This is a genomic window from Roseibium marinum (assembly GCF_002906165.1).
Classification (GTDB): Bacteria; Pseudomonadota; Alphaproteobacteria; order Rhizobiales; family Stappiaceae; genus Roseibium; species Roseibium marinum.
This window is the reverse complement of record NZ_PPCN01000006.1, coordinates 267,155-293,798: the sequence shown is the minus strand read 5'-3', so window position 1 is coordinate 293,798 and position 26,644 is coordinate 267,155. Positions and strand designations below refer to the sequence as shown.

Genomic DNA, 26,644 nt, shown 5'->3' with positions numbered 1-26,644 from the left:
CCGGCGTCAACCTGATCCTCGGTCCGGACGGGCATGCCAAGCTCGAGGCCGTTTCGGCGCTCTCGCCGACGGGGCAGTGCCGGGCATTCGATGATCGGGCCGACGGGTATGTCCGGGGCGAAGGCTGCGGCGCAGTGGTGCTGCGCCTGGCCGATCAGCTGGCGGATGGCGATCCGGTCGTCGCGCTCATATCCGGCACAGCGCTCAATCAGGACGGGCGCAGCAGCGGACTGACCGTGCCGAGCGGTCCCGCGCAATCCGCGCTGATCAACCGGGCGCTTGCCCGGGCAGGACTGCAGCCCAGTGCGATCGACTATGTGGAGACGCACGGAACGGGCACCCCTTTGGGCGATCCGATCGAGGCCGAAGCGCTGAACCGGGTATTCGGCCATGACCGACCGGCGGACAGGCCGTTGTTCATCGGATCGGCCAAGACCAATCTGGGGCATCTGGAATCCGCGGCCGGAATCCTGGGCCTGATCAAGACCGCTGTGTGTGTTCGCGATGCCGTCCTGCCGGCGAGCCTCAATTTCGAAACGCCGAACCACAGGATCGCCTGGGGTTCCGGGCCTCTGCAGGTCGTGAGCGAAACACGCAAGTGGCCCTCCGGTGACGGGAAGCGCCGCGCCGGCGTTTCGGCGTTCGGTCTATCGGGCACGAATGCCCATGTGATCGTCGAACAGGCCGCGGACCGGGCGGTTGCGGACGTAGCGGAAGCAGAAGAAGGCGGTCCGCTGCCCATTCTTACCTTCTCGGCCGCCACGCCTGAGGCCTTGCGCGCGCTGGCAGGGCAACTCCGCGACTATCTCGACGCGCGGCCGGAGACCGACCTGCGCATGTTTTGCGCGGCGACCGCCGCAAGCCGTTCCGATTTCGGGCATATCGCCGCCGGTGCTGTTGAGGATGTCGTTTCGGCCAGGACGGCGCTCAAGTCCTTCGCGGAGGGCGGTTCAGGCCGTCTGCGTATGGGACGCAGGCGCAGCGATGTGCTGCATCAGCTGGCTTTCGTCTTTACCGGGCAGGGCAGCCAGTGGGCCGGCATGGGGGCCGATCTTCTCGGCCGCTCCAAGGCCTTTGCCGCCGAAATCGACCGCGTCGATATTCTGCTCGCTCCGCTCACAGGCTGGACGGTTCGCGAAACCCTGACAGACGTACAGGGTGGAGACCTGCTGCGCCGCACCGACAGGGCTCAGGCGGCAATTTTCGCTGTGCAGGTCGCGCTTGTGCGGCTGCTCGAAGGACTGGGCCTGACACCTGACGCCGTGATCGGCCATAGCGTGGGCGAGATCGCGGCGCATCACGTCGTGGGGATACTGTCTCTGGAGGATGCCGTTCGGCTCGTCGCCCTGCGCGGCTCGCTCATGCAGGCGGCCACGGGCCGTGGACGCATGCTCGCCGTGGCATTGAGCGAAGAGAACGTCGCACCCCACCTTGCCGCCGTCGACGGGCTGGATCTCGCCGTCGTCAACGGGCCGGAACAGGTGGTTCTGTCGGGCGACGCGGATGCCGTCGCCGCGATGGCCGGGCGGTTGGACAGGCTGGGTATCCGCAATACCGATCTTGACGTGGACTATGCTTTCCACGGCCGCCATGTTGCGGCCGAGGCCGCCCTTCTAACCGAGAAACTGGATGGGCTTGCGGCGGTTCCCGGACTGGTTCCGCTCTATTCGACGGTCACGGGCGGTCTGCTTCAGCCCGAAGAGGCCACTCCAGATTATTGGGGCCGCAATGTTGGCGGCACGGTTCGGTTTGCCGATGCCATGGCCGCACTGTTCGCGGACGGGTGCACGGATATTGTCGAGATCGGTCCGCATCCGGCGCTCCGGCCCGTTATTGCGGCCTGCGCGGAAGCCGCCGGGTCCGGAGTGAGCACGGACGCCTGTATCGGAACCTTGCGAAAGGGCGAACCGGGCGCCGTGAGCCTGGCTGACGCATTGGCCGAGCTGACCTGCCGGGGCCTTGCGCCGGATCGCACGCAACTTCTGCCCGTCGGTATCGTATTGCCCGATCTGCCCACCTATCCCTGGCAGCGCGAGCGCTTCTGGCTTGAGGATTTCAGGCCGTGGGACGCTCTGACGACGGAGGGCGATGCGCAGCTGGCGCGGATGTTCACAACGGCGGCCCGCCCCGTGACCATGCCGTTGGCCGCAAACGAATTGCCACCGCTCACAATCATCTACGGTCCGGACGATACAAGGGGCATGCAGGCCGCGGAAAACCTCAGGCAGCTTGTCGAAGCCGAACGACCATGCCGGGTTGTTCCGGTGTCCGGCGAAATGGCGCTAGACCAGGGTGACAGTGGCTGGCTCGTTCACATTGCCGGAACCTCCTCGCCGGAGCGGATGTCCAAGGCGTTGGCGGATGTCGCCAACGTGGTTCAGACTGCGCTCGCCCGCGAGGGTTCGAGGCTCTGGCTGGCCACGTTCGATGCGGTGGACGAGGACCCGGGACCGGATGCGCTGGAAGCGCTCTTCCGTGTCGTGGCGCGTGAACACCCCGAGCTGAAAGGCGCGCGCGCGCGACTGGCGCGGGATGCGGATCTGGCCGGATTCGCCGCCTTGTTGCGCAGCGATGTGTCGGATTTTAGCGAGGACGAATTGCGTCTCGACGGCCCCGACTTCTTCACGGAGCGCGTGACACCGGTCAAGGACGAGGTCCCGGTCCGCTCCTGGCAACTGCGCAGCGACGCGAGCTATCTCGTGACCGGCGGTACGGGCGGTCTCGGGCTTGCGCTTGTCGAGTGGCTTGTCGCCCGGGGGGCGGGCCGGGTGGTCGTTTCCGGCCGCTGCGAACCGGGCCCGAAGGTTCAAGCCGCGATGAAGCGCCTGAACACGGAATCGGTGCGGCTTGAGGCGGTGGCCGTGGATACCACCGACCGGGCCGAAATGACCACGCTGATTGATCGCCTGTCTGGCGGTGAAATGCCCTTGCGCGGGGTCGTCCATGCCGCCGGTGTGCTCAAGGACAGCATAGTTCATTTGCTGACGCCCGAGCTGATCGGGGAGGTGACGGATCCCAAGATCACCGGCGGCTGGATACTGCACGAGCTGACCCGTGATCTGCCGCTGGACTATTTCGTTTGCGTCTCCTCCATCGCGGCCCTGCTGGGGCCGCCGGGGCAGGGAGCCTATGCCGCGGGCAATGGCGGGCTCGATGCGCTGGCGCGGATGCGCGCCGCGCAGGGGCTGCCCTCTCTCAGTCTTCAGGCCGGTATCATGGAAAATATCGGAATGACGTCCAAGGGTGCCGTGGCGGATCGAGATCTTCCCGCGCTGGGTATCGTTCCCCTTTCCCCGGCTGTGCTTTTCGACGGGCTTGAACGGGCGTGGACGACGGGCGAACCCGTGGTCGCCCTGGCCGAATTCGACGCCGAAAAATGGACGAACTATCTGCCGGACACCGCAAACCGGGCCCGGCTGTGCGAACTGTCGATCGAGCGGGAACCGGAAGCCGTTTTGAAACCTTCCGCATCACCGCCTGTCAGCACTATAAAAAATCACGCAGCGCTGCAGCGTATCGCAGCGCTTCCGGCGTCCGAACGGACGGACGCCCTCATTTCCGAGCTCGCGGAAATTATCGAGGCGGAGAACCAGACACCGGCGGACCGGCTGGATCCCGACCTCAGCCTTCGGGAACTCGGGGTCAGTTCTCTTACGATCGTCGAGTTGCGCAAGGCCGTCGAAGCCCGTTTCGATCATCCGATTTCGATCACGCGTTTTTTTGAATTTCCCACGATCCGCAGTTTTGCCGCTCATCTTGCAGAAACACTCGATTTCGGTGAAGCGGCGGCCGGCACGCCGCCACCGGTAAAGAAGAAATCCGGGTCGCGGACTGGCGAACGGCAGCCAGACAGCCGCTCCGCAGTCCGCGAGGCATTGCGGCGCAAGCTGGAGAAGTATCAATGAGCGCCGGCGTCATTCCCTCCGATCAGGATCGCGAGCTGGAAGAACAGGCGCTTGACGTTATAACCCTGCTTGAAGAACGGTTGGAAATGGCGCTTTCCGGCCAAAACGAGCCTATCGCGATCATCGGTATGGGCTGCCGGTTTCCCGGCGGTGCGAACAATCCGGACGCATTCTGGGACGTGCTCAACCGCGGGAGCGACACATCCGGGGAAGTCCCTGCGGACCGGTGGGAGCCGGTGGAAGGCGGAGAGTCGTTTTTCGTATCCACGCGGGGCCATTTTCTCGACGCACGCGCCGACCGGTTTGATGCCGGCCTTTTCGGTCTCGCGCCCGCGGAACTTACCGCAATGGATCCGCAACAGCGATTGCTGCTGGAAGTGGCATGGGAAGCCTTCGAGGACGCGGGCCTGCCAATCGATGCGGTCGCCGGCAGCCAGACGGCGGTTTTCATCGGGCTGGAAAAATCGGACTACACCCGCGCAAGCCTCTTTTCCGACGACCTGAGCCGGATCACGCCGCATACCGGGACGGGCGTGGCGCATTCCTGCGCGGCCGGCCGTCTCGCCTATACATTCGATTTGCGCGGGCCGGCAGGTGTTGTGGATGCAGCATGCGCATCGTCCCTGCTGGCGCTCGACCAGGCCTGTCAGAAGCTCTGGCGCGGCTCCGCGGATCTGGCGCTTGCCGGCGGTGTGAGCCTGATGCTCGGGCCCGAAGTCTTCGCGGCGTTGTCGAAGCTCGGCGCATTGGCGCCGGACGGGCGATGCAGAACCTTCGATGCGTCAGGCAACGGCTATGGCCGGGGTGAAGGCTGCGGTGTCTTGGTGCTCAAGCGCCTTTCGGACGCACAGCGGGACGGTGACCGGATACAAGCGCTTGTCCACGGCGTCGCCGTCGGCCATGGCGGCCGCAGCAACGGCCTGACAGCGCCCAACGTCCGCTCGCAGGTGCAGGTGATCCGTGCGGCGCTGACCGGCGCTAGAAAGCAACCGGCGGACGTCGACTATGTCGAAGCACATGGAACAGGCACACAGATGGGCGATCCCATCGAAATTGCCGCGCTTGCGGAAGTCTTTGGCCCGGATCGGCCCGTCGACCGGCCGCTGCTTATCGGGTCTGCCAAATCGAATATCGGTCATCTGGAAGCGGCAGCCGGTATGGCCGGCATCATCAAACTTGTGCTCGCGCACCAGCACGGTCACATTCCCCCGAACTGCAACTTTGACACTCCAAATCCTTTCATCGACTGGGACGCCGCGCCGATCGAAGTCGTCAGCCGGCCGCGCCCGTGGAACGGTCCGGTCCCGCAGGTCGGGACAGCTGTGTCACGACTGGCGGGTGTCAGTGCATTCGGGTTCAGCGGCACGGTTGCCCATGCCCTGATCGGGTCTCCGCCGGAGGCGGCGCCTGTCCCGAAATCAGCCTGCCGCCGGCCTGCACAGATCCTCACGCTTTCAGCCCGTTCGACTGAAGCGCTTGAGGCTCAAGCCCGGCAAATGGCTCACTTGCTTGACGCGCCCGGCAACGATTTTCAGACCGTCTGCTCCAACGCTAATACGACACGCAAGCATCACGAGCTTCGGGCCGCCGTAATCGGCGATACGCCGAAGGAGGTGACGGATCTCCTGAAAGGGCCGCTGGAGCCGGTCGCCGGGCGTATCCTGCTGGGGAGCGCGAACCCGAATGAAGCGGCGCGAACGGCCTTCGTCTTTTCCGGCCAGGGTGGACTGCAGGGCGGTGTCGGCGCGGACCTCTACGGAACCGTGCCGGCTTTCACGGATACGATCGACCGCTGCGCAGTCACACTCGACCCGGTTCTCGGCCAATCGCTGGCCGGGTTGCTGTTCGAGGGAAAGGCCCCCGAAACAGCGTTCGACGATCCCCGGATCGCGCAGCCGGCCCTTTTCGCCCTGCAGGCGGCTCTGGTCGCCATGTGGCGCGCCTGGGGGGTAACGCCTTCCGTCTTGTTCGGTCACAGCTTCGGACATTTCGCGGCCGCGCATACGGCCGGGGTTCTATCGCTGGACGACGCGCTGGATCTGGTGATCGCCCGCGGAGAGCTTGCTCACAGTGACAGCGGAGAGGGCCGCATGGCGGCCTGTTTCGCCTCCGCGGAGCAGATCCTGGAAACGGCGCGCGGCGAAGGCATCGACGTCGCGATCGCCGCATTCAATGCGCCGGAAAACACCACCGTCTCGGCGACGCCGGAAGCGATGGAGACGCTGATCCAGGCGCTTGCCGCGCTCGGCATCACGGTAAAACTCCTGCCGATCCACCGCGCCTTCCACAGCCCCCTGATGCAGCCTGTCGCGGAGAAGTTTCGCGCCCGTGTCGCCAAGGCCGAGCTGCGCGCGGCGACGATTCCACTGATTCTGGATATGACGGGAGCACCGGCGAGCGCCGAAGAGATTACCGATCCCGCCGTCTGGGCGCGGCAATTGCTCGAACCGGTTCAATGCATGAAGGCATTGGAAACGCTGCGTGGCCGCGAATGTACGGCGGCTCTCGAAATCGGAGCATCCTCGGTGCTCTCGGGTCTCGGCCAGGAAAACGCCGGCGCCGGGAACACAATGGCATGGCTGCCGAGCCTGCGCCGCTCCACCAGCGGCTGGCGGCAGGTGCTGGCGACACTCGGCGAATTGCATGTGCGCGGCGTCAAGGTGGACTGGCGTAGCTTTCACTCGGACGATGGAGCAAGGCGGATCAAGCTGCCGACATATCCCTTCCAGCGTAAAACCTACGCCATGCCGCTCGCGCTGCCAGAGCAGATGCGCGAAGGCGCTTCTTCCGATCCCCGCTGGGCTCAGGTCCACAGCTGGCTGACAACACAAGGGCCCTCAGCGCAAAGCATAGCCGCCGGTCTCGATGCCACCGCCCGTATCGGCCGGCGGCGGCTGGTCTCCTTCGCCCAGGCGATCGGTCTGTTCGATCTTGCCCGATCGCAAACGAGTGCGCAGGCCCTTCTCGCGGCACTCAAAATTTCACCCGGCCACGAGCGTTTGATGCGGTGGTATCTCGACATTCTTGTTGACGATGGCTGGCTGGAGCGCAAGGGCGACGCTTTTTATGTAGCGGATCGCGCAACGCAGACCGATTACTCCGGCTGGTCCGCCGGGACGGAAGCGGAAGAGGCGCGCCTGCGCCAAAGCCATGCGGATCTGAGTGCGGCATTCGATCTGCTGGCCCGTTGTTTCGAGGCCCTGCCGGACGTTCTGCGCGGCATGCGCGATCCGATGGAAGTGCTCATGCCCGGCGGGTCTACCGCGCTGCTCGACGGTCTTTACGGCGACGGGCATCTGTCGCGGTCTTTCAACACCGTCATGGCGCTGGCTGTCCCCGCCGCGCTGACCGGCCTGGAGACACCCAGGGTCCTGGAAATCGGCGGCGGCACCGGAGGGGTCACGCGCGGCATTGTGGACAGTCTGGCAAGCGATCCGCGTCCGGTTCACTACACCTTCACCGATGTGAGCGACGGATTTGTCATGCCGGCGCGGGAGCGCTGGACCGGCGGCCGGCCTTCGATGGCGTTCGCCACCTTCGACGTGACGGTCTCCCCGTCCGAACAGGGCTTCGAGCCGGGCAGTCAGGATGTGCTCGTTGCGTCCAACGTTCTGCATGCGACCCGCAATATCGTCGAGACGCTTCGGAATGCGGCGCAGCTGTTGCGGCCGGGAGGGCGGCTGATCGTCAACGAAGTCACACGGCTGCATGATGTCGTCGGCATGATTTTCGGACTGACTCCGGGCTGGTGGCATTACGAGGATGAAACCGCCCGTATCGCACACTCGCCCGTTCTGAGCGTTCCCGGCTGGAAAAGCGCTCTTGCCCAAGCCGGATTTATTATTGAAGAGGTCTTTACCTTGCCCGGAGACGACAAGAAGACCCCTGTTCAGGCGGCCATCGTGGCGCGTCTCACCGGCCAGTCCGCGAGTGGGGCAATACCGGCCGCACCAGCCGTGCGAACAGAGGTTCAGGCACCTGTTACAGCGTCCCTCGCGGAGCGATCCGCACGGGCGGACCACCTGCAGGATGTGAGCGACCTCATCCGCACGATCAGCGGTATCGAAATCGCCGGTCATGATCTGGACAGCAATCTGTTCGCCCTGGGCATGGACTCGCTGCTCCTCATGCAGCTGCGCAACGCGGTGCAGAAGCGTTTTGGTGTCGATCTGAAGATGAGCCGGTTCCACGAAGAACTGTCCTCGGTGCGGCGGATCGCCGACTATCTTGCCGAAGTGGTTCCTCCCGCACCTGTTGCCGCGCCCTCTCCTCGGCCGGAGCCGCCGGTTTTTCAGGCTCATCCCGTGGCGGAAACGTTTGTGCCGGCCGTTCCTCTGCCGACGGCAGCCGCAGGCACGTCGCTCGAAGCGATCGTGCAGCAGCAGCTCAAGCTGATGTCCGATCAGATCGCGCTTCTGTCAGGGCAACGTGTGGAAGCCAGCCCGCCACGGCCCGCCGCCGCTGTTGCGCCGGTACCCCCGGTCAATACGGCGAGGAATAAATCCCATCCAGCCACGATGCCGGCCGCCGGCGCTCCCCTGGCCGCGGCCGGAAGCGATCTGACGGATCGCCAGCGCGCCTACGTCAGGGATCTGATCGCCCGCTACACGGAACGGACAGCCGCCTCCAAGACCTATGCGGGCAAGGCGCGTCCGAAGCTTGCCGACTGGATCGCCACCATCGGTTACAATCCGGACCTGAAGGAACTGGTCTATCCGATCGTCTCGGCCGGATCGGAAGGCAGCCGCATCCGGGATATCGACGGCAACAGCTATATCGATCTGTCCTGCGGGTTCGGAGTCGATCTGCTCGGTCATCAGCCTGCCTTCGTCACCGAGGCCATCCGCAAGCAGCTCAGCGAAGGCATGGAGCTTGCCACGCAAAGCGACCTGGCCGAGGAAACGGCGGAGCTGCTGTGCGATCTGACAGGCTGCGAGCGGGTCGCCTTCAGCAACACCGGGACCGAGGCGGTGATGACCGCGTACCGTCTGGCGCGTGCCGTGACCGGCAAATCCAGGATCGCGATTTTCCGGGGCTCTTTCCACGGGTCCTATGATGGAGCGATGGCATTCGGCAGTCCGCTCGGAACCATGTCCGCCTCGCTGGGTATCCTGCAAAACCAGATCGAGGACGTGATCGTGCTCGATTACGGTTCCGAAGCGGCGCTGGAGACAATCGCGGCGGAGGCCGATCAACTGGCGGGCGTGCTGGTGGAGCCGGTCCAGAGCCGCAATCCGGAACTGCAGCCACGGGACTTCCTCCATGCCTTGCGCAAACTGACCGGCGAGCGGGACATCACGCTCATCTTCGATGAGCTGATCACCGGATTTCGCTGCCATCCCGGCGGCGCGCAGGCGTATTTCGGCGTCAAGGCGGATATCGTCACCTATGGCAAGGTCCTGGGCGGCGGTCTGCCGATCAGCGCCATCGCGGGCAAGGCGCGTTTCATCGATCCGATGGATGGCGGGGCGTGGACGTACGGCGACGACAGCGGGCCGACAACGACGCAAATCTTCTTTGGCGGGACATTCTGCCGCCATCCGCTGGCCATGGCGAGCGCGCGCGCCACGCTCAATCATCTGAAGATGCAGGGTCCGGCGCTCCAACGCGACCTCAGCGCCCGCACCCGGGACATGACCGGCAGGCTGAACGCGATGTTCGCACGCCTCGGCATTCCGTTCCGCATTGCCTTCTTCGCGTCGCAGTTCCAGTTGCGCCAGGTGACGGCTCAGGGGGAGGTTTATCAGACGCTGGAGCTTTCGCTCTTCTTCTTCTCGCTGGTGCTGCAGGGTGTCTACACGTGGGAACGGCGGACATGTTTCCTGTCGACCGCTCATAGCGACACCGATATCGCGGCCATCGAAAAGGCGATGGAAGCAGCCGCGCGCGACCTGCTGAAGGGTGGCTTCTTCGGTGGTGGCAACGACGGTTCCGGCAAGAAGAAAACGGCGGAAAATGAGGCGCTGCCCGGGTCTCTGGTGCTGACGGCCACCCAGCGGGAGATGCGGCTTCTGGCTCTCAAGCACGGGGACGGAGAACGGGTGGAAACCCTGGTTGTCGATGTCGCCGGACGTATCGACGCGGACCGGCTCAGGGATGCCCTCCAAACCGTGGTTTCGCGTCACGATATCCTGCAGACGAGATGCGTGCGCGACGGCCTGCTGGTTCCAGGTGGCGAGATGCCCGGCGTCAATACGTCGGTTCTCTCGCAGCTTCCTGCCGATCAGCGCGATACGGACGGCTCGCGATGGGTGGCGGACCTGGCGGCGAGCCGGATGCACGCTTCGCATGGGCCCCTGCTGGCCTGTGACCTGCTCGATCTTGATAACGGACACACGCTGGTTGCGATGCGCGCGCATCCGCTCATCTGCGACGGATGGTCCATGGGCGTGGTCATATCGGAACTGGCAGCGCTCTATGAGGGTAAAACGGGCACATCGTTGCTGCCCGCACCATCGTTTGCGGATTTCGTACGCTGGTCAGAAAAGCCCGATCCGGCTGCATTGGTGTCAGCGCGTGACTACTGGGAAAAGCAGCTGGAGACCGGGAGCGAGCCGGTTGTGCTTCCGTCCGACCGTCTTGCGCTGCGGGGCGGTTCCCGGACAGGGCAGCGTCTGCGACATGTGATTGACACCAAGGCCGTCCAGGCCTTGGAGGCCTTCGGCGAAGCGCGGAATGCTTCGCTTTTCGCCGTGTTGCTAACCGCCTATGCGACACTTGTTGCCAGACTTTCGGGCGCGGCGCGGCCGGCGATCGGGATTCCCGTGCCGGGCCAGGCCGCCATGGATGCGCAAGGACTGGTCGGCCAGTGCGCAATGACCGTGCCGCTGATACTCGAAGTCGATGGCGGCGAACCGGGCGAGGTGCTTCTCGAACGGATCAAACGCGAAATCATGGCGCTGCTCGACCACCAGAGCGTGCGTCCGCAGGATGCCCTCACGGATGCGGCTGTTCTGCCTGCTCTCACGGTCGGCTTTAATCTGGATCGCGACCCCGGATTGACGGCATTCGGCGGGCATCCGGTGAGCGTCCGTCCGGTTCCGGTCGGCGATCCGAAATATGCGCTCTCTCTGAACGCTATTGTCCAGAACGACGAAATCCTGCTGGATTTCGATTTCGATTCAGGCAGCCATGACCCGGACACCATTACGGCATGGGCGGAGGAATACACCTCCATCCTGAGCGATCTCTGCGGGAAACCGGCGCAGGCTATCGGCAAGCTCGGACGGCGGCAGCCGGAGGACGCTGAACGGATCGAGGACCTGGCTGAAGCCGTGGCGGCAGCTTTGAGTAACGCGCCGGAACGTGTTCTGGCGGTCGATGCGCATGGGCGGGAAATCACAGCTGCTTCGCTGGTCGGTGCTTCCGGATTCTCCGGAGCCGTGACGGCGCTGGCGGAACGTCTGGAGCTGCCGGTTCCAGATAGTCTTCCGCTTTCCACGCGGAGCATCGCCGCGTGGCGGAGCGCCTGCGCTCTGGAAGAGGGCGCGGTGGTGACACTGCCTGCCGGGACCCCGTCGCCGGAGGCGCTTGCCGCTGCACTTCTGGGTGCGGTCCGGCTGCGCATCGGCGATATTCCCGAGCCGGTTCAGGCAATAGTGCTTCCGCAGCGGATGGTGCGGAACTGGATCGCCGGAAGAGAGACACGCAGTTCGGTTCGCCTGATCGTCGATTGCACCGGTTCGCCCTATGACAATTATGCGCAGTCGATCGCGGCGACGCTCGCGGAAGGCAGCAGCGTGCGGCTGGTCCTGCGGCCGCTTTTTTCCGGCTTGGCCTTGGGCAGCCATTGCTTTTCCAGCCCTGTCGAAGGCAGCCTTGCAAGGTTCGAGCCTCTTGCGGGGGTCGCGGTTTCTGTTCTGGATACGGCCGGGCTGGAGGCCCCTGTCGGCTGTCCCGGTGATTTGCATGTCGACGGCGGGGCGACCGGACTGACGGCGGTGCTGGCCGCGAACGGCGGTCTTACCGTGGTTTCCGATCCGCTGGAGAGCGCGGTTGCACGGGCCTTGCTGCTGTCGCGGCCGGAAGTGGCTCATGTCGAGGGCCCGCTTGAGGATCTCATTGTCACGCTTTGCAATGGCTCCGATGTCAAGTTAGCGGATCTGGCGGCCGGTCTCGCGCGCGTGCTGCGCGGTCCCGCGATGCCCCGCCGCATAAGTTTGCGGGCGGAAGGCCGGGCGGAGGAGCACTGGAATGGCCGGTCGCCGGATCATTCTTCGTCGCGGGGGGAGCATCTCGACACCGTCGTGGAGGTGTTTCGCACCTTGCTCGGCGAGCCGAACGTATCGGCCCGGGACAGTTTCTTCGAGCTGGGCGGCACGAGCCTGACCGCCCTGCGTATCGCCGCCGAGGTGGAGCGGCGGACCGGGCGGCATCTGGAAGCGTCGGTGTTTTTCCGCGAGCTGACGCCTGCGGGTATCGCGGCGCATCTGGCGCAGGACAAGGGAGCGGCGTCGGCCGCCATCCCTTCCACGGGGCTGACGCGCGCACCTGCGTCTCCCGCTCAACGCCGTATCTGGACGCTTTCGCAACTCGAGGGCCAGGAGGCTTTCTACGTCTTGTCGGGGGCCTTCGTCTTTGACGGTCTGCTGGACTCGAAGGCGCTGCGGACCGCTCTCGACGGTCTTCTACAGCGTCACAGCATCCTGAGAACCGGCTATGAACTGAACGATGGTGTGCTGTGGCAGACGGTTCGCGCGAGTGAGCCTTGCGAGTTGGCCGAAGAGACGGTGACAGGCACCGGCACACCGGAGCTGCTGTTGGCCGACGCTGTTCACAGGCTCGGTTCGGCTCCCTATGACCTGCAGGCCGGCCAGGTCTTCCGGGCGTCGCTTGTGCGTCTTGAAACCGGAGAGGATACCCGTCACGTCCTGGTCTACGCGATGCATCACATCGCTTTCGACGGCTGGTCGGAAGAGGCGTTCATTGCGGATCTGACCGGGTTCTACGAAGCCGCCCTTGAGGCGCGCGCCGCAGAGTTGCCCGACCTGTCCGTACAGCATATCGATGCCTGTTTGTGGCAGGATGCGAGACTGCATGAGCCCGAAGGCCGCGCCGCGCTGGAGCGCTGGGCCGCGCGCCTTGAGGACATGCCACCACAGTCCGAACTGCCAAGGGATCGAGCGCGGGCGCGGATACAGAGTTTCACCGCGGCACGGCACGATATCCGGCTGTCATCCTCAACAACGTCCGCCCTGCAGGACCTGGCCCGCCAGTCCGGCACGACGCCATATCTGGCAACGGTGGCCGGTCTCAAGGCGCTGGTCCACCGTTATACCGGGGCGAGCGACATAACTTTCGGGTCGGCCATCACGCGACGCGGACATCCCGATCTTCTCGGTCAGATCGGCAATTTCGTGAACACGCTGGCGCTGCGGGACCGCGTTCGCGGGGCGGACAGTTTCGCCGCTCTGCTGGGGCGGGTGGCCGAGACAGCCACCGAAGCCTTTGCCGACGGAGATACGCCCATCGATGCGATCCTGTCACGCCTCGGCAGACCCCGGGACGTGGCGCGGGCCGCTCTTTTCGACATTCTGGTCAGCGCCGCCGACATCGCGCGGCCGGAGCTGAGGCTGGGCGGCGTGAAAGGGAAAGCCGTCGCCGATCTGACGCCGCCGGCATCGGGATTCGACCTCTATTTCGAAATCGCTGCGGACGAGAGCGAGACCCTTCTGCGTGTCACCTATAATTCCGACCTGTTCGACGCGGAGCGGATCGTCCGGATGGGCCGGCATCTGGAGATATTGCTGTCGGCCTGCACGGCGCAACCCACCATGCCGCTCGCGCTCCTGCCTGTCGCCAGTGCCACCGAAATGGAACAGGTCAAGGCCGGTGCCGGTTCACCGGAGCCGCACCGGTTCGTGCTGGACGACAGGCTGAGCCTTTGTCCGCCCGGCATTGAAGGCGCCGTGTTCGAGAGCTGTTCGCGTGATACGCCGGAAGCGATCCCCGCCGAAGTGTTGCCGGAGGGATGGATCCGGGACACGGGCCTGAGGGCGCAATTCAAGCCGGGCGAAGGTCTCGTTTTTGCGGTGGAGCCGGCAGAGACGGAGGATCAGGTTTCCTGGCCAGGGGGCAGCGGCGACGTTACGGATCGGCTGCTAGGGATATGGCGCGCCTATCTGCCTACAGGCGTTTTCCCCGGCCCAGAGGACAGTTTTTTCGCACTTGGCGGCAATTCGCTGGGGGCGGTCCAGATTGTCGCCCAGTTGAGGGACGCCTTCGATGTGGATCTTGGGGTGCGGGATCTGTTCGAGCGGCCGAGTGTCGCGGAGATGCAGGGCCTGCTCGGTGGCGCGGGAGAGCCGCAGTCGGTCCGGTTATCGCCAGCGGACCAGGAGGGTCCCGCACTGCTTTCCCCGGCGCAGGAACGGATGTGGCTTCTGGACAGAATGGCGGCGGACCGCTCCGCCTATTGTATCTGCGGGGCCTTCTGGGTCGATAGGCCTTTGGATGAAGACCGGTTGCGCGCGGCGCTTGGCGCGGTGGCGCAAAGGCACGAGGCGCTCCGCTGCGCCTTCGAGGATACGGGTTCCGACACTCCTCAATTGAAAATCGCCGACCGGATCGAGCCTGTGCTGACGAGCGGGGCCGCGTCGAGCGAAGCCGATGCGCTAGCACGCGCTTCGGAGTTGGCCGGAGAGGGGTTCGATCTGGCGGAAGCACCGCTCTGGCGCGTGCATGTCGAACAGGCCGGGGCACGCAGCCTGCTGGTTATCTGTCTGCATCATGCCATTGCCGACGGCTGGTCCGTCGCCGTGCTGATGCGGGATCTGTCCAGGGCCTATGGAGGTGGCGCACTCGCCGCTCCCACCGGTACCTATAGCGGTCACGCCACCCAGAGACGCCTTTTGCTCGACAGCCCCGCCGGAACGGAAAGCCGCGCCTATTGGGAAAAGACGCTGGCGGATGCACCGCGTCAGATCGAACTCTTTACCGACCGCCCCAGACCGGCGGTCAAGAGCTATCGGGGCGGCACGGTCCACAGCAGGCTGACGCCGGAAATGTCGAAGGCTTTGCGTGCGCTGGCAGCGAAGCATCGCGGTACGCTCTACCACGTGCTGATGGCCCTCAGCGCGGCGCTTCTGCATCGTTATTCGGGGCAGGGAGACCTGGTGATAGGCAGTGTTGCGGCGGGACGGCGCAGCAAGGAGGAGTTCGATCAGGTCGGCTGCTTCATCGAGAATTTCGTCCTGCGGCTGAAACTCGATCCGGAAACGACGTTCGCGGCGCTGCTCGACCAGACACGGGAAAGGCTGAGCGAAGCGCAGGAGCACAGCCATTATCCGGTCGAACATCTGGGTCAGGCGCGTGGCGGCACCGGCCGGGGCGGCCGGCTCGGCCTCTATAATGTCATCGTCACGGTGGAGGAATTCGCCGGAGAAAGCCTGTCCTTCGACGGCCGGCCGGCGACGGCGGCGGATCTGCCGGGCAGCGTTTCCCGCGCCGATCTGATCTTCTACCTTCTTCCTTCATCGGAAGGAATCGATCTTGAACTGGAATATGACACCGACATTTTCGACTCTGGAACTGTCCAGAGAATGGCCGATCATCTCGGTGAGCTCGCGTCGGCCGTGGCGGCAGCTCCGGAAAGCCTTCTGCCGGCGCTGCAATTCATTGGAGACGAGGAACGGGACACGGTTGTCCGCCTCTTCAACGACACGGGTACCGCTTATCCGCGGGAAGCCAGCGTCGTGGATCTGTTCCGGCAGGTTGCGGGTAAAATGCCGGAGGCCACCGCCCTGCGTCACGAGGCGAAAAGCGTCAGCTACGGCGAGATCGACAGGTGGTCCGACCGCATCGCGGCGGGTCTCGTGGCAGGTCATGGTGTCGCGCCGGGGGATCTGGTCGGCCTGATCGCGCATCGCAGGCCGGCGCTGGTCGCCGCGATGCTGGGGGTTCTGAAGGCCGGGGCCACCTATGTCCCGATCGATCCGGACTATCCGGCGGACCGGATCGCCACCCTGCTTGATATCGCCAGGCCGAAACTGACGCTGAGCGACACGGAAGCCGCACAGGCGAAATTCGCGGTGACGCTGAAGGCGGTGGAGGCCGATCCGGAAGGCGTCGCGCTGCCGGAATCCGGCGCCGAGACGCCCGCCTATGTCATGTTCACCTCCGGCTCCACGGGCACGCCGAAAGGCGTTGTGGTCCCCCACCGCGCCATCGTCCGGCTGGTGCGCGACAGCGACGTCGTTCCGCTGGGACCGGACGACAGGCTGCTCCTCACTGGCGCGCTGTCCTTCGATGCGACGACTTACGAAATCTGGGGACCGCTCCTGAACGGCGGGTGCCTGGTGCTCGCCGACAGGGAAGCCCTGCTTGACCCCTGGGCCGTTGCGGATATCGCCGCACGGGAGGGGGTTACCGTCATGTGGCTCACGGCGACGCTCTTCAACACTTTCGCCGATCTCAATCCTGGCGTCTTTGCATCGCTGACGACGGTCCTGACAGGCGGCGAGCGGATCTCCGCAAGTCATGTCGCGGCCGCCATGACCGCAAATCCCTTACTCACCGTGGTCAACGGCTACGGCCCGACCGAAAACACCACCTTCTCCGCGACGTACAGGATTGAAACGCCTCCCGAACCGGGCGCGGACATGCCTATCGGACGGCCGATCGCAAACAGCACCCTCTTCATCCTGGATTCGACCGGAGCGCCGGTGCCCATCGGCATGCCGGGTGAAATCTGGGTCGGGGGCGACGGACTTGCGATCGGATATCTGGGGCGCGAGGACCTGACGGAAGAACGGTTTGTCCGTCACTCCGAATTCGGCCGGCTTTACCGGACCGGCGATCTGGGTCTGTGGCGGGCGGATGGTACCGTGCGGTATCTGGGGCGCAGCGACGATCAGCTCAAGATCCGCGGTCACCGGATCGAACCCGGGGAAATCGCAGCGGTCCTGGAAGCGCAGGACGGTGTGCGCCAGGCCGCGGTGATCGCCCGGCCCGGCCCGGCGGGTCCGGAGCTTGCCGCCTATATTGTGGTCGAGGGCGCCGTCGATCTGAAAGTGCTGCGCTCGAAGCTTGCACAACAGCTTCCGGCTCCGCTTGTGCCGGCGCATCTGATTTCCCTGGACAGCCTTCCGATCGACGGCAACGGCAAACTTGACCGGCGCGCACTGCCCGAGCCCGCATCCGAGCCGGCCACCGCTGCTGACGCGGCTGCCCGACCGGTCCGGGGACCGGCCAACCGGATTGAAACCGAGATCTCCGAAGACTGGGCGGCGCTGCTGGGCGCGCCGGTCCGGGACATGGACGCGGATTTCTACATGCTCGGCGGGCACAGCCTGCTTGCCGTACGGCTCATTAACCGGATTCAGACCCGCTATGGTCCGGTCGTAAGCCTGCGCGATCTCTTCGAGAAACCGACCGTCGCGGGGCTGGCCGCACGAGTGATTGACGGACTGGCGGGCGGTGCACCGCGGGTGACATCTCCACTATCCGCATTGCCTGCCTCCGAGAGTTATCCCGCCTCGGCGCAGCAACAACGGCTGTGTTTCCTGCAGCAGCTCGACGGGCCTCGGCCGGACTATACTGTTATGGGTGGGTACTGGATCGACGGTCCGCTCGACGAGGCTGCCCTGCAATCGGCTCTCGAGACCGTGACAAGACGGCACGAGGCTCTACGGACACGATTTGTCACCCGGCGCGGAGAAGTGCGCCAGCGCATCGAGGCCGAAGGCCATCTGGCCCTGGAGCGCCGCGATTTCACGGAAGAGGATGATCCGGCGCCTGCCGCGGTCCAGGCAGCACAGGTCCTGGCCGCCGAGGGATGGAACCTCCAACGCGGACCGCTGGCGCGTGCCTGCCTGTTCAGGACGGGGACGCAGCGTTCGCTTTTCCTGTTGTCGCTCCATCATGCGATCTGCGACGGTTGGTCCATGGACGTCCTGACCCGGGAAATCACGGCGGCCTACAGCGCCGCCTGCGGCGGACCGCCAGCCGACTTGCCGGTGCTGCCCTGTCAGCCGAAGGAAATCGCCGCCTGGCAGTCCGACCGCCGGGAGGGACCTGACGGCCGCGCCGATCTCGCTTACTGGACCGCCAGGCTGGACGGCGTACCCGCGCGGTTCGATCTCCATCCGGGACGGGCGGGCGATCTTGATCCGGACGCGATCTTCGCCCATCGCAGCGTCGTCGCTCTCGACGGCCTGACAGAAAAACTGCAAACCCTGGGCTCGCGGCACAGTGCCAGCCTTTTCAGCACCCTTACGGCCTTCACCGCAGCGGTGCTGCACCGGCTGAGCGGTCAGAGGGATTTGTGGATCGGGACTCCGGTTGCCGGCCGCAACCTGCCGGAATTCGAGGGCCAGGTCGGTTACCTCTCCGACATGGTTGTCCTGCGGGCAGCGGTCGATACGCAGATGACCGTTGCCTCACTGGTCGAACGGACGGGCCATCTTGTAAGGGAAGCGCTCAGTCATCAGGATGTGCCGGTTGACGAGATTGTCCGCGAACTCGGCCTGAATCGCGATCAACCGCTTTTCGACACGATTGTCGCCCTGGAGGATATTCCGGCGGTGCCGGATCTGCCGGGACTGTCTCTCAGCACTTTCGATGCGGGCCCGGTGGGACCGAAAACGGGGTTGAGTTTCACCTATCTTCGCGGCCCGGACGGCGCTCTGAGCCTGCAGCTCGATGCGCATCCGGCGCGGTTCACGGCTGAGCGTACCGGCCAGATCGCGGCGGCGGTCGGACATCTGATCCGGTCCGCCGCAGCAGCGCAGGCCGATACGCGGCTCGGCGTCCTGCCGCTGCAGGATACGGTGGAACGAACACGGCTTGTGCGGGATTTCGCATGTGCCTCGGCACCAGCCGTCGAGACGGAGGCAACCGTGCTGGAGCGTTTCGCGGAGCAGGTTGCGGGCAGGGGGGACGCCGCGGCGGTCTGCGGAAGCGACGGTACACTCAGCTACCGCGACCTGGACCAGACGTCCAACGCAATCGCTCACAGCCTGCGGGATCGCTTCGGGATCGAGGCCGGTTCACGTGTGGGGCTGGCCCTGCCGCGGGACAGCCGGCTGATCGCGGCAATGCTCAGTATCCTCAAGGCGGGTGCGGCTTATGTACCGGTCGATCCGGCCGCGCCGGCGGAGCGTGTAGCGGGAATTCTGGCGGATGCCGGCTGTGCCGCGCTCATCTGCGACCGAAGTGCTCCGGCCGATTGCTGGGGCTTTACGGAAAGGATGCTCGCGGCGGAAGATCTTTCCGACCGGTCGGAAGCCGCGCCGGATGTCGAGGTTCGGCCGGACGATCTTGCCTATGTGATCTTCACTTCAGGCTCAACGGGACGTCCGAAAGGTGTGATGATCGAGCATGGCTCGGTGACGGGGCTTGTCGAGGCGCTGCAGCAGGAAGTCTATGCGGGGCTGGAAGGCCCGCAGTCCGTGGCGCTCGTCGCGCCTCCCATATTCGACGCTTCGGTCCAGCAGATCTTTGCAGCGCTTTGCGGCGGGCACCGGCTTGTCGTCGTGGATGGGGAGACGCGCCGCGACGGCCGCGACCTGATCGATCTTTTCGCAAGGGAAGGGGTCAGCGTATCTGACGCAACCCCGAGCCTCCTGTCCCTGCTGCTGAACCTGGGCTTTGCCCAGAGCGAAGATCTGGCGCTTCGTCATATTCTCGTCGGCGGCGAAGCGCTGCCCGCCAAATTGGCGCAGGCGGTACTGAGCGCGCCTTCCTGTACGCGGCTCAAGCTTACAAATGTCTACGGTCCGACCGAGTGTACCGTCGACTGCAGTGCGCATAGGCTCACTCCCGCGGACCTGAAGGAAACCGGGCTTGTCAGCATAGGGCGTCCTCTTGGCCGGGCGCGGCTGCTGGTGCTCGATCCTGCCGGAGAGCCCGCGCCCGTCGGCTCGCCTGGCGAAATCCATGTGGGCGGACCCGGACTGGCGAGGGGTTATCTCGATCCCTCCCTGACGGAAGAGCGGTTTATCCGGCATGCGGAGTTCGGGCGCCTTTACCGGACAGGCGATCTGGGAGTCTGGGACGCGGACGGATCCCTGCATTTCCTCGGGCGGCGTGACGATCAGATCAAGCTGCGGGGCTATCGCATCGAACTGGCGGAGGTCGATGCCGGTCTGAACCGGATACCGGGTGTCCGGCGCGGGGCCGGCATCTTGAGGGGGCAGGGAGAAACGGCGCAGATCATCGGCTTCGTCGAATGCGCGCGGGAGACCGGTTCGGATCTGCGCGCGGCCGCCGCCGGGATCCTGCCCGACTACATGGTCCCTTCTGAAATCGTCTGTCTCGATACCCTGCCGTCGACACCGGGCGGCAAGATCGACCGGCGCGCGCTGGCGGCTCTTTATGTTCCCGCACAGCGAACGGGTCCTCCGGCCCGGCGTCCGGGCAACACGCGCGAACGCAGCGTTCTTGAAATCTGGTCGCATGTGCTCGACAGGCCGACCGACGACATGACAGCCGATTTTTTTGCATGCGGAGGCCATAGTCTTGCCGCCGCGAGGCTTATCGGCCTGGTGGAGGAAACCTTCGGCGTCACGGTATCGCTCAGGGCTTTTTTCGATCAGCCGACCCCGGAGGGATTGTGCGCGCTGATCGATGTCGCACCGGACGCCGAAACCATCTCGGCAGACCCTGCGGTTGAAGGAGGGACTTTCGACCTGTCGCCGGCGCAATACCGTCTGTGGGCTATCGATCAGATGCATGAGGAGAGCCCGGGTTACGCCATGCCGGCCGCGTGGCGGATTTGCGGGCGGTTCGATCCCGAAGTGTTCAGACGCGCGATCGACAAGGTTGCCATGCGGCACGAAGCGCTGCGCACCCGGTTTGAAATGCAGGAGGGTCAGCCTGTTCAGGTGATCGATGCGGCGGCGCTTGTCGATTTCTCGACAGAGGAAATCCCGTCCGGGGACGATCCGATGGCCGAAGCGCTCGCGCGCTGCGCGCAGGAGGTCGCGCGGCCCTTCGATCTGGAGAACGGCCCGCTGCTGCGCGTCAGGCTCTGGACTGTCGCCGAGAATGAACACGTTCTCTTCGTGAACCTGCATCACATCATCGCGGACGGCCACTCGCTGGATCTTCTGGCCGCGGAACTTTGGCCGGTCTATGCAGCGATGGTGGAAGGCCGGGTTCCCGATCCTGCTCGGCCTGCCCCGCAATATCGCGCGCATGTGGCCAGAATGCAGGCGCGGGCGCGTGGGCCGAAGGCGCAGTCGGACCTGCGCTACTGGCAAGAAGTCCTCACACCCTTGACTGACCCGCTCGATCTGCCAACGGATCGGGTGAGACCCCCGGTGCGCAACCAGAGTGGCGCATCCCTTGATCTGACTGCCGGTGAGAGCGTCCGGGAAAGCCTCGCCGCCGTTGCCCGCATGCATGGCACGACACCGTTTTCGATCCTGACCGCGCTGAGCGCATTTGCCCTGCATGCCCTGTCGGGGCAGAACGATCTGATCCTCGGGATACCCGTGGAAGGGCGGCCCGACCGCGACAGCCGGACGGTAATCGGTCTGTGCGCGGAGACGATTCCCCTGCGCGTTACGCTTGAGCCCGGGGCGACATTCGCTGCGCTCGTCAAACAGGTACGATCCGGACTGGCGAACACGCTCGACCGTCTGGACTGCCCCTTCGACCGGATTGTCGACGCGGTGAAACCACCGAGCAGGCCGGACCGCTCCATGCTTTTCGACGCGATGGTAAGTTATCGGTTGAGCGAGGGAATGGCCGTGCCCGGGGAGCTGGAAGTCACGCCGCTGCCGCTGCCGGTGCAGGGTAGCCAGCTGGACCTTGCCCTGCTGTTTGCCGAAACGCCCGGGTCGCTGACGCTTTCCCTGCAATATGACGATGCGCTGTTCGACGCCGCGAGGGTGGAAGGGATCGGGCAATATGTCCTGTCTTTGCTGGAAACCTGCGCCGGGCTGACGGATCTGCCGCTTCAATCGCTGCCACGGCCCGATCCACGCCTTCTGTCCCGCGCCGCTGAAAGCCCACCGCAAGAGGTGGAAACATCTACGGGTGGACCGGCGGGCGGATCGGACCGGATGCTCGATCTGTGGCGTGAGGTTCTCAGTCTGCCCACGCTCGGGCCCGACGACGATTTCTTTGCGGCGGGCGGTCACAGCCTGACGGCCGCATGGCTGGTTCAAAGGGTTTACGCCGATTTCGGCGCCAAGCTGCGGCTGAACGATGTCATGCGCAATCCGACGGCTGCGGCCCTGGCCGGGTATGTAGGCAAACAGGCCCCGGAGAGTGCCGATCGGGTCAAGCGGCTGCCCAAAGCCGCAGACTATGCCTTGTCGCCCGCGCAGCGTCGATTCTGGGTGCTTGAGCAACTTGAAGGGCAACAGGGATACGGTCTGCTGCCGGGCATGGCCGGGCTGGATGGCCCGCTGGATGAATCGGCTTTCGCCATGGCCGTCAGAGCGCTGTGCAAGCGCCACGAGAGCCTGCGCACGGTAATCACGACGGATCCGCAGGGTGAGCCGCGCCAGAAGATACTGGGCTCGGGCTCCCCGCTCGCCACGATAGATCTCAGCGGCAGCAAGTCGCCGGAAACCGACGCCGAGATCTGGTTCGCACCGCTTTTGTCGCGGCCCTTCGATCTGGAGCAGGAGCCTCTTTTCCGCATCGGACTTGCCCGGACCGGCCCTGAAAGTTACCTGCTCGGGTTCTGCCTGCATCACCTCATTGCCGACGGCTGGTCGATGGGCGTTCTGGTCCGCGATCTGTCGGCACTCTATGCCGCCGCAAAGAGGATCGGGCCGAAGCCGGCATCGCTGCAACGGCAGTTCCGCGATTGCGCGGCCCATCAGGCCGAGCGCGCGGACGCACCGGAGGAGCTGGATTACTGGCGCGGCAAGCTTGCCGGCCCGCCGGCCCGGCTGGACCTGCCGACCGACCGGCCGCGCCCGAAACGCCAGGACATACGTGGGGCAATGGCCTCGTTCAAACTGGATACAGTCCGGACAGCCCGGTTGCAGTCGCTGGCGGCGGAACGGAACCTCACGCTCTTTGCCGTGCTTGCCGCGGTCTTCCAGACGTTGCTTCACCGTTACAGCGGTCAGGATGACCTTACCCTGGGTACGCCGGTCGCGGGGCGGGAGCATCCCGACTATGGCGATCAGGTGGGTTTGTTTCTCAATCAGCTTGCGCTGCGCGTGACGCTCGATCCGGACGCCGGGTTCGACACTCTTCTGCAGGCGACAGGCGCCACAATCAGCGAAGCGCTTGACCGCCAGAATATACCCTTCGACCGGATCGTGGAGGCGCTCGACCTGCCCCGTGACGTCTCCCGCAGCGTCCTTTTCGATGCGATGATCGTCATGCAGGATCCGGATCACGCCCAATTGAGCCTTGGAGATGTGAGCGTGGTCCGCCGGATGCAGGCTGCGGCTGTGGCCAAGACCGACCTGACCCTGATCATCGAACCTGAAGATGATGAAATCACGGCCTATTTCGAATATGCCACCGCTCTGTTCGATCACGATACAATCGAAAGGATGATCGGCACCTTCGGTCAGGTGGTCGATGCCGTAACCGCCGATCCGTCCGTTCCGCTCGGTGCGCTCGAGATCGTTTGCGAAGAGGAGAGGCAGGCGCTTCTGGACCGGGGCGGACTCTCCTTGAACCTGAAATCCGCGAACGGCACGATCCTCAACGCGGTCGGAGAATTCGTCAAACGGACACCGCAGGCTCCGGCAACAACGGACCGGGTGCGAACCCTCAGCTACGAAACTCTTGCCGGCCTGTCCGATCATCTGGCGGGCCAGCTCGTTCAGCTCGGCATCGAGCCCGGCACGCGGGTCGGTATCGAACTTCCGCGGGATGCGCGTCTGCCTGTCGCCCTTCTGGGTGTGCTGAAGGCCGGTGCCGCCTTCGTTCCGCTGGATCCGGCCTTGCCGGAAGAACGGCGCAAGGTGCTGATCGAGGAAGCCGGCTGCGCTCTTGTTCTGACGGATTTCTCGCAGGGCAAGCTGCGCCAGAACCTGACAGCGCTGCTGGATGCGCCGCGAAGCGACGTTATCCTGCCGAAGATCGGCGCGCGAATGCTCGCCTATGTCCTGTTCACCTCCGGGTCGACAGGCAAGCCGAAGGGGGTGATGATCGAGCACGGCGCACTGGCGGCATTCTGCCAGTCGCTGCCTGGCGCATTCGGTCTTGGATCCGAAGACCGTGTCGCGGCGCTGACCAATATCAGTTTCGATATTTCGATCCTGGAACTCCTCGGCACTCTGACCTTTGGTGCCTGCGTGCTTGCGATCACCGCCGAAGATGCACAGGAGCCCGAATGCGCGCTGGAAGCGCTTGCCGAACGGAAAGCGACGGTGCTTCAGGCGACACCGACGCGTCTTGCGCTGTTGCTGGATATGGACACGTTCTGCGGGACGCAGGTGTTCGCGCCACGCTCCGCGCTGCGCACCGTGCTTACCGGAGGAGAAGCGCTGCCGGCGCCTCTCCGCGAGCGGTTGGCAGCGCTTGACCACCTGAGCGTCTACGAGGTTTACGGCCCGACAGAAACGACGATCTGGAGTTGCGCGCGGCGGATCACGGAAACGTCGCAGGCCGATCTCGGTCGTCCGCTGCCGGGCGAAGGGGTGGCCGTGCTTTCACCTGGCGGTGCCCTGCAACCGATCGGCGCTCCGGGCGAAATCGCTATTTTCGGCGCGGGACTGGCCCGCGGCTATCTTGACGATAGGCAGCGGACCGCTCAAGCCTTTCCGGAACGTCTCCATCCGGTCGCAGGCAGGCTCTATCGTACCGGTGACCAGGCGCGCTGGCGCGCCGACGGGCGGTTGGAGTTCCTTGGCCGGACGGACGGCCAGATCAAGCTCAGGGGCAACCGGATCGAAATCGGCGAAGTGGAGGCGGCTTTGTCGGCGCAGCCGGGCATCCGCCACGCGGCGGTCGAATTGCGGGGCGCGGGGGCGGAAGCGATGCTGGTCGCGCATGTGGCCGGTGACGCCGTGGATCCGCAATCGCTCCTGTCGGCGCTGCGCGCGAAACTGCCCGCCGCGGCGGTGCCGGGACAGATTGTCCCTCATGAGCAATTGCCGCTGCTGCCGTCCGGCAAGATCGACCGGCGCGCCCTGTCGCTGACCGGCCTGTCCGAGTTCGCTGAAACAGGTGCCCCGTCCGCCGAGGTGTCCTTCAATCAGATTGAAGCCGAGATCGCCGCTGTATTCGCCACTCTCCTGAAGACACGGATGGTGGATGCCGACGCGAGCTTTTTCGATATGGGTGGCCAGAGCCTTCTGGCCGCGCGGGCGGTGCGGCAATTGCGCGACAGGCTGGGCTGCAAGGTAGATCTCGGTGATCTGTTCGCAATGCCGTCGGTACGCGCGCTTGGTGAAGCCCTGCGTCAGCGCGGGCAGGCCGACAGGCCTCCGCTCGTCGCATCCCGGAACATGGATGCCTGCCTTCTGACCCACGCCCAGCGGCGGATCTGGACAGCGCAGCAACTTTCGAAAGAGTCCGCGGCCTATGTCATTCATGCGGCGCTGCGTTTCAACGGGACGGTGCGGATCAGAGCGCTCAAAAAGGCATTTTCCGCTGTTGTTGCCCGGCACGGGGCTCTCAGAACGGCGTTTCTGACCGGGATCGAAGGTCCGCGGCAGGTCATCCACGACGATGTCCCGTTCACGCTTGTCCGCAGCCGGGCCGATGACGAGAAAATGCTGGCGAAACTGCTGGCTGAAGACGCTTCGGAACCATTCGATCTGGCGCAGGCGCCGCTGTTCCGTGCACGGCTGATCGACGTGAAGAAAAGCAGATCGGTGCTATCTGTTTCACTGCATCACGCGGTCGCCGACGGCCGCTCGCTTGAACTGCTCATGAGCGATCTGGAGACAGCCTACAGCGCGGCAATTGACGGACGGGACTGCACGCTTCCGGCGCAGGACATCCAGTTCACGGATTACGCGCGCTGGGAGCGTCAGGTCCTTGAAGCGCCGTCCATCGAGGCGGATCGCGATTATTGGCGGAAAACCCTGTCGACCTTACCCGCTCCGCTCGACCTGCCCTTCGCTTCCACCCGGCCTTCGCGCCAGACCACCAGAGGCGAGACCTTCCGGAAGGATTTCGATGCGGAACAGGCAAAGGCACTTCGCGAACTCGCGGCAAGACAGTCCGCCACCGTGTTCGCGGTATTCCTTGCCGCGGTAAGCGCGTTGTTGCAGCGGCTGACCGGACGAGAAGACATGGTGCTCGGAACGGTTTCTGAAAACCGCGAGCATGTGGCGCTCGACGCGATGATCGGCTGTTTCGTCAATGTGCTGCCACTTCGGATGAGGCCTACGGCCGACCTGCCGGTCAGTGCGCTGATCGTGCAGGCCAGAGAAGTGATCACCGGAAGCCTGCGGCACGGTCATGTTCCCTTCGAGCAGATCGTTCAAGAGACGCAGGCAGCCGGAACGTCCGGCCGCTCGCCGCTCTTTGACATTGCGGTTACCTGGAACGAACTGGACCATACGGCGAGGGCCGATTTCGCTGGCGTTCCAATCACCGATGTGAGCCCCGCATCGCCGTTTGCGAAATACGACCTGCTGTTCGTATTTTCCCCCGCGGAGTCCGGTGGCATCGCCTGCGCCATCGAATATCGAAGTGACCTCTACAGCCAAACCGACATAGAATATCTGGCCGGTCTGCTGGATCGTGTGCTGGAAGAAATGGCTGCCGCTCCGGAAAACCCGATCATGGATCTGGGCATCGGCATCGAGGAAAGCACGTTCGCACGCACCGAAGCCGCTGACATCGTAAGCATACTGGATATCTGA

Annotated in this window: 2 protein-coding genes (1 of these 2 only partly in view); both read left to right on the top strand. The window is 64.7% G+C overall.

Going from position 1 to position 26,644, the window contains the following annotated elements; genetic code table 11:
- On the top strand, positions 1-3,905 hold the 3' portion of the coding sequence (locus tag CLV41_RS15605) for a type I polyketide synthase (RefSeq protein ID WP_103223335.1). Its footprint begins 2,629 nt before the window's first position; 3,905 of the gene's 6,534 nt are visible here — the last part of the coding sequence; the start codon falls outside the window, past its left edge; it ends in the stop codon at positions 3,903-3,905.
- Complete coding sequence (locus tag CLV41_RS15600; protein ID WP_103223334.1) at positions 3,902-26,644, top strand: hybrid non-ribosomal peptide synthetase/type I polyketide synthase; 22,743 nt, start codon at positions 3,902-3,904, stop codon at positions 26,642-26,644. Before CLV41_RS15605 ends, CLV41_RS15600 begins: the two co-directional genes overlap by 4 nt.

Excerpts from the sequence above, each read along its gene's own strand:
- CLV41_RS15600 (WP_103223334.1), top strand. The coding sequence starts at position 3,902 with ATGAGCGCCGGCGTCATTCCCTCCGATCAGGATCGCGAGCTGGAAGAA.